8 protein-coding genes are annotated in these 5,838 nt (G+C 66.4%); 6 read left to right on the top strand and 2 right to left on the bottom strand.

The genetic code is table 11. The annotated features are described in order from the left end of the window. The 4 genes from ABZW74_RS23660 to ABZW74_RS23645 all read left to right on the top strand — a co-directional run. On the top strand, window positions 1–430 hold a 430-nt coding region (locus ABZW74_RS23660), incomplete at its 5' end, for a type II secretion system F family protein (RefSeq protein WP_355279845.1). A 380-nt stretch (window positions 431–810) separates the two neighbouring features. After that, window positions 811–1,032 (top strand): DUF4244 domain-containing protein, encoded by a 222-nt coding sequence (locus ABZW74_RS23655; protein ID WP_240856176.1) that lies wholly within the window; start codon window positions 811–813, stop codon window positions 1,030–1,032. A 65-nt stretch (window positions 1,033–1,097) separates the two neighbouring features. Next, window positions 1,098–1,481: a TadE family type IV pilus minor pilin gene (locus tag ABZW74_RS23650; protein ID WP_355279842.1), complete on the top strand. Its 384-nt coding sequence runs from the start codon at window positions 1,098–1,100 to the stop codon at window positions 1,479–1,481. Next, entirely contained in the window at window positions 1,478–1,837 is a 360-nt protein-coding gene (locus tag ABZW74_RS23645; protein ID WP_355279839.1) for an Rv3654c family TadE-like protein, read from the top strand. Before ABZW74_RS23650 ends, ABZW74_RS23645 begins: the two co-directional genes overlap by 4 nt. 6 nt (window positions 1,838–1,843) lie before the next feature. Here ABZW74_RS23645 and ABZW74_RS23640 read toward each other — a convergent pair whose 3' ends face one another. Together ABZW74_RS23640 and ABZW74_RS23635 are read right to left on the bottom strand one after the other, a co-directional pair. Continuing rightward, the gene (locus ABZW74_RS23640; protein WP_355279837.1) at window positions 1,844–2,398 is read right to left on the bottom strand and encodes a hypothetical protein; all 555 of its coding nucleotides are present in this window, start codon (window positions 2,396–2,398) and stop codon (window positions 1,844–1,846) included. Further along, on the bottom strand, window positions 2,391–4,718 hold the full coding sequence (locus ABZW74_RS23635; protein ID WP_355279834.1) for a DEAD/DEAH box helicase: 2,328 nt from the start codon (window positions 4,716–4,718) through the stop codon (window positions 2,391–2,393). The genes ABZW74_RS23640 and ABZW74_RS23635 overlap by 8 nt, the downstream gene beginning before the upstream one ends. A 340-nt stretch (window positions 4,719–5,058) precedes the next feature. On the opposite strand from ABZW74_RS23635, the gene ABZW74_RS23630 reads away from it, so the two are divergent. Continuing rightward, a complete protein-coding gene (locus ABZW74_RS23630) occupies window positions 5,059–5,262 on the top strand; it encodes a cold-shock protein (RefSeq protein ID WP_004022110.1) in 204 nt (67 codons plus the stop codon). 91 nt (window positions 5,263–5,353) lie between these two features. Beyond that, window positions 5,354–5,838 (top strand): hypothetical protein (locus tag ABZW74_RS23625; RefSeq protein WP_355279848.1); only part of this gene is annotated, 485 nt, incomplete at its 3' end.

Below are 5,838 nucleotides of genomic sequence, written 5' to 3'. Positions count from 1 at the left end.
GTGTTTGCGGGCGGGCCTGCCGATCGGCGGCGCCGCCCGAACCGTGGCAGGTTCGGCGCCGACCTCGCTGGCGGGGCCATTGAGCGAGGTCGCCGATCTGCTCGACCTCGGCGCCGACCCCGACTCGGCGTGGTCGGTGCTGAACGTTCTTCACGATTCCGGGAAACACGGTGCCGCGCAGCAGCATCTGGATGCGCTGGCGTCGATGGCCCGCCGCAGTTCCCGCGCCGGTTCGTCGTTGGCCGCGGGTCTCGTCGAGTTGGCCGACGACACCCGACGACTGGCACACGACGCTGCCACCGCCGCGGCCGAGCGTGCCGGTGTTGCGATCAGCGGACCACTGGGCCTGTGCTTCCTGCCCGCCTTCATCTGCCTGGGCATCGTGCCGGTTGTGATCGGCCTGGCATCAACGGTGTTGGGCGGCATGTGAATTCGATCAATCTCTCTGAGGTGACCCACCGCTGCCTGGCTCGAAGAGTTCGATGACCTGGGCAAGTCCGCTTGCGCCGTGCCCCCTAAAATCTAGGGGAAGAACTTCGTCCCCTAAGTTCCAAGTCATCCCCGCGAAAATTTGGGGGGAGGACTCCAAGGGTCGGGGAAGAAACTCCTTCCCCTACTTTCTGTGAGGACCAGGCTGGTCGGCGTGCGGGAATCCGCCCAGATCTGCGGCGTTGATCGTCTGCGTGACCACCAGGGAACAGGAGAATGCCGCGTAGGTCATTCGTGGTACTCCGATGGATCCAAACTCGCCGCCGCTGCGTCCAAGTATGTAGAGGGCTCACCGAGCCCGAAACCGCCTGGGAGGAAACAATGTCACCGCTCAACACCTGCCGTGCCGCGATCGATCGGATCAACACGCACGCCTTGCAGATCATCACCGACGAGGACGGAATGTCAACGGCCGAGTACGCCATCGGCACTATTGCTGCCGCGGCCTTCGGCGCGATTCTCTACACCGTCGTCACCGGTGACAATATCGTCAGTGCGCTGACCGGGATCATCGGCAAGGCGTTGAGCACCTCGGTCGGATGATCCGACGCCGCAGATGCGCCCGGACGCGAAAGCGTCTGCGCGCGAGTCTTGCCGACGAGTCGGGGATGGTGACCGTGGAGGCCGCGTACGCGATCGCGGCGATCGTCGTGACCGCGCTGATCGTCGTCGGTGCAGTGGCCGGCATGGTTGCCCAGATCCGGTGCACGGATGCGGCTCGGGAGGTCGCGCGACTCGCCGCGGCCGGCGACGATTCGGCACGGGAGGCGGGAGAGCAGATCGGCGGTGATGTCGACGTGACGATTTCCGAAGATGCCGAACGTATTTCGGCCGTTGTCCGGTCGCGGGTGCTGTTCCTGCCGGGGCTGTCGGTGTCTGCGACCGCGATCGCGGTCAAGGAGCCGCGTGGCGAGGATCAGGTCGACTTCGCTCCCGGCGCCGGGAACGAAGTGAGCGGGCCGATTCAGGCCGGCGCCGGGGTGGACCCATGAATCGCTTCCTGGCGGATGATCGGGGCAACGCGACCATCCTGGCGGCCTTCGCCATCGCGGCACTGACGTCGATCATCGTCCTTGTGCTCTATCTCGGGGCCGCGGTGGTCGCACGGCACCGTGCCCAATCGGCGGCCGACCTCGCGGCGCTGGCCGCAGCGATCGCACATGCCGGAGCCGACGGAGAACCCTGTGCGGCGGCCCGGGATCTGGCGTCGGCACAACGCCCGCCGGCCGTGTTGGCCGAGTGTCGACTCGACGGTGACGATGTGGTGGTGCGGGCCCGGATACCCGTCGAACTCGGCGGTCTCGGGATTCGGGACGCGACCGCGCAGGCGCGGGCGGGGCCGGTGTGACGCCGGTCAGTCCTCGCCGGCGTCGCTGTCGACGACGATCGGTTTCGGGTACACGCGCACGGATTTCATAGGTGCAAACCACAATTGGTGAAAGTGCACGGAGGTGTCGCCGCGGTAGGCGAGTTCGAAGACCTCCGCGCTCCCGGGCGTGGGAATCCACGGCCGGACGGCCCGGACGAATGCCGACCAGTGGATGAGCTCGCCCTCGGTGAGGAAGCCGCCGGCGGCGGCCCACGTCTCACCCGAGTGGTTGTCGGTCGCGGCCAGATACACCTCGCCGAGGGCGGGCGCGATCCGCGGACCTACCAGTGCGGTCTGCAGGTACCACTGCGCGGAGGTCACCACGGGTGTGAAACCACCCGAGCGCGCTGCACACCAGGCGTAATGCACGTCGAGCGCGTCGAGAGCTTGTGCTTCGGAGAAGAACACGTCGTGTTCGCCGATGGAGGAGGGGAGATTGTCGGTGTTCTGGGTCGGGCGGGCGAGCAGGAAGAACACTTGTGTCTGACGGGTGATCAGGCGGGGAGCGTCGATCCCGTGATGGGACGCATCGTCAGGCATGTGTCAAGTATTGCCGACCGAGCAGCTCCAAGACGAGTAGAGCGCCGGATTTGTCCAGTGGTTCGTTGCCGTTGCCGCATTTGGGGCTCTGCACGCACGACGGGCAACCGGCCTCGCAGGCACAGCTGGCCACCGCCGAACGCGTCGCCTCGATCCACGTGCCGAACGCCTCGTACCCCCGGTCGGCGAAGCCGGCGCCACCCATGTAGCCGTCGTAGACGAACACGGTCGGCAGCCCGGTGTCGGGATGGAGATCGGTCGACAGGCCGCCGATGTCCCAGCGATCGCAGGTGGCCACCAACGGCAGTAGACCGATCGCGGCGTGCTCGGCGGCGTGCAGGGCACCCGGCATGCGGGTGGCGTCGATCCCGGCCGCGCCCAGGGCCTCGGGAGTGAGCGTGTACATCACCGCCCGGGTGTGCAGCGTCTGTGCAGGCATGTCGAGTTCGACGGCGTCGAGCACCTCGCCGGTCAGCAGCGTCCGCAGATACCCGACCACCTGATGCGTCACGTCCACCTCGACCAGCGCGACGGTGAGCGGACCGACGATGTCGCTGCGCACCACGCTGGTGATGGTCACATCGGTGATGTCGCGGGCCGAGGTGGTCCAGTCGGGATCCTCCGGATGCGCGAGCGCGAGCCCGTCGTCGAGGTCGAGTTCGTCGATCAGGTACGTCCGTCCCTGATGAATGTGCACTGCGCCGGGATGCACCGACGCGGGGGCGCGCCCGGAGTCGACTGTCCCGAGCAACTGCGACGTCGTCGCATCGACGATCAGGACCTGCCCGCCGATGCCGCCGCGAATGTCGATGTCGGCGTGCGGTTCCACGCCCGGCGCCACATACCAGCCGGCCTTCCGTCGGCGCAGTAACCCGTCGGCCTGCAACTGTTCGGCCACTGGACGGGCGTCCCACTTGTCGATCTCCTTGTCCGACAACGGCGCCTCGGCCGCAGCGCACAGCAGGTGCGGGCCGAGCACGTACGGGTTGGTCGGATCGAAGACCGTCGCCTCGACCGGCGTGCCGAGCAGGGCTTCGGGGTGATGGACGAGGTAGGTGTCGAGCGGATCGTCGCGGGCCACCAGCACCACAAGCGAGTCGCCCGACTCGCGTTGGCGGCCTGCGCGACCGGCCTGCTGCCAGAACGACGCAACGGTTCCGGGGTAGCCGCTGACGATCACGGCGTCCAATCCGCTGATGTCGACACCCAATTCGAGCGCGTTGGTGGTCGCGACGCCGACGAGCGAACCGTCGTTGATGGCGCGCTCGAGGCGTCGGCGATCGTCGGCGAGGTACCCGGCTCGGTAGGCGGCCACTCGCTCGACGAGATTCGGGGCGCTCTCCTGCAGAAGCCGTTGAGCGCTCAGCGCGGTGAGTTCCACCCCTCGTCGGCTCCGTGCGAAACACAGGGTCCGCGCGCCCTCGACCACGAAATCCGCCAGCAGGCGCGCCGATTCGGCACCAGCCGACCGTCGTACCGGTGCGCCGTTCTCACCGGTCACCGCGGGTAAGAAGTCGGGCTCCCACAGCGCGACGGTCCGTTCGCCCCGCGGTGATGAGTCCTCGGTGACGGCGACCGCCGGCTCACCGATCAAGCGGCCCAACGACTCTGCCGGATCGGCGACCGTTGCGCTGGCGCCGATCACCACCGGGTTACCGCCCGCGGCGCGCGCGATGCGCAAGAGGCGTCGTAGGACGAGCGACGTGTGCGCGCCGAACACCCCACGGTAGTGGTGGCATTCGTCGACCACGACGAACTTCAAATGCCGAAAGAACTGGCGCCACCGCGGGTGTCCCGACAGGATGCCGATGTGCAGCATGTCCGGATTGGTGAAGATCCACCGCGAGTGTGCGCGGGCCCACTGGCGAATCTCCGGGTCGGTGTCGCCGTCATAAGCACATGGTTGCAAATGGGAATATTCTTCACGCCCGGCAATGAGTCGAGTGACTGATCTGATCTGATCGGCGCCCAATGCCTTTGTCGGGGAGAGATATAGCGCTGTGGAATTCCTATGTTCAAGTAGTTCGGTGAGAATTGGCATTTGGTAAGCGAGCGATTTGCCAGATGCTGTGCCGGTGCAGATCACCACGTGCTCACCACGCCGGGCAGCGTGCGCCGCAGCAGCCTGGTGGAGCCACGGTTGCTCGACTCCGTCGTCGCCGAATGCCTCGATCAGTGCAGGTGGGAGCCACTCCGGCCAGGGCGCGAAAGACGGTGCGGCGGAGGGAATCACCTCGACATGGGTGACGGGTGACGGATCGTGATCGGAGCCGGCGAGCGACCGTCGGAGGAGCTCGGTGCCGTAGGTCGACTTATGCATTGGTGACGTGAATCTTCTCCGGTGGCAGCACGTCCGACTTCCACTGAGCGGGCGCAGATGTTACTTGGTGATGTCGTTTGGCTGAAATCTGCCAGGTTTTTGCTCTCATTGGTTGGTGCGACTATCGCGGCGGGACCGAACATGATTGACTAGGTGCGGCCGCAAGCTTTCGCCTATCACCGACGGTGGTGAACAGCGAGATCGAGTTGCAGCCGTGGTACTGAGGTTAGTTTGGCGGGTCAGCATTGACCTTCGCGGGGCTCTTTGAGGTATGGCGGTCAGACCGGCCACGGCACGGTGACCATCGTGTCGCGACACGTTCATGTAAAGGATTGCAGTAATGGCACAGGGAACTGTGAAGTGGTTCAACGCGGAAAAGGGCTTCGGCTTCATCGCACCTGATGAGGGGTCCGACGACGTGTTCGTCCACTACTCCGAGATCCAGGGATCCGGTTTCCGCACTCTCGAAGAGAACCAGCGAGTCGAGTTCGAGGTCGGCCAGGGCACCAAGGGCCCGCAGGCCACCGGTGTTCGCGCCGTCTGAGACGAGCTCGCGCACTGCGCACGACGCAGCTTCAACCCGCCCCCGGCCAAGCCGGGGGCGGGTTTGTCTCTCCATGAGTAATCTCGATCACGTGGGCCAGTTGTCGTTCTTCTCGGCGGAGACCGAACAGCCCGCGTGTGACGACCTCGCGGGATTGCTGGCTGCGCACGGGCAATCGGTGAGGTCGGATTCCGGTACGCGGGTCTCGATCGTCGTGCCCGATCAGTGGCGGGCCGACTCCATCGCCGACGAGATGCGGTCAGCCGGGCTCGCCGCGGAGGTCACGTCCTCCGAAGAGGGGACACCGCTGGCGCGGACGGCGTCGTGTCATGAGCTCGATGCCCTTCATCGCGCGTGGTCGGCCGGTGCGGTCAAGGCGATGCCCATCGGCTGGACGCCCACCCCGCGAGTCCTGCGCCTGTGGGTTCTGGCCGCCGGACACAAAGACGGCGAGCGCTACCTCCTCGGACTCGACCCGCACGCCCCCGAGACGCACGGGGTGCTGGCCACCGCCATGATGCGGGTCGGAATCGCGCCGACGCTGGTCGGCACACGCGGCAACGCGCCCGCCCTGCG

The organism is Gordonia sp. NPDC003585 (assembly GCF_040610755.1).
Lineage (GTDB): Bacteria > Actinomycetota > Actinomycetes > Mycobacteriales > Mycobacteriaceae > Gordonia.
Note: the sequence above shows the minus strand (reverse complement) of the source record. Positions and strands in the feature narration are given on the sequence as shown.

Bases quoted from the DNA above. Each gene is read 5' to 3' on its own strand.
- ABZW74_RS23655 (WP_240856176.1), top strand. From the start codon at position 811: ATGTCACCGCTCAACACCTGCCGTGCCGCGATCGATCGGATCAACACG.
- ABZW74_RS23650 (WP_355279842.1), top strand. From the start codon at position 1,098: ATGGTGACCGTGGAGGCCGCGTACGCGATCGCGGCGATCGTCGTGACC.
- ABZW74_RS23645 (WP_355279839.1), top strand. From the start codon at position 1,478: ATGAATCGCTTCCTGGCGGATGATCGGGGCAACGCGACCATCCTGGCG.
- ABZW74_RS23640 (WP_355279837.1), bottom strand. From the start codon at position 2,398: ATGCCTGACGATGCGTCCCATCACGGGATCGACGCTCCCCGCCTGATC.
- ABZW74_RS23635 (WP_355279834.1), bottom strand. From the start codon at position 4,718: ATGCATAAGTCGACCTACGGCACCGAGCTCCTCCGACGGTCGCTCGCC.
- ABZW74_RS23630 (WP_004022110.1), top strand. From the start codon at position 5,059: ATGGCACAGGGAACTGTGAAGTGGTTCAACGCGGAAAAGGGCTTCGGC.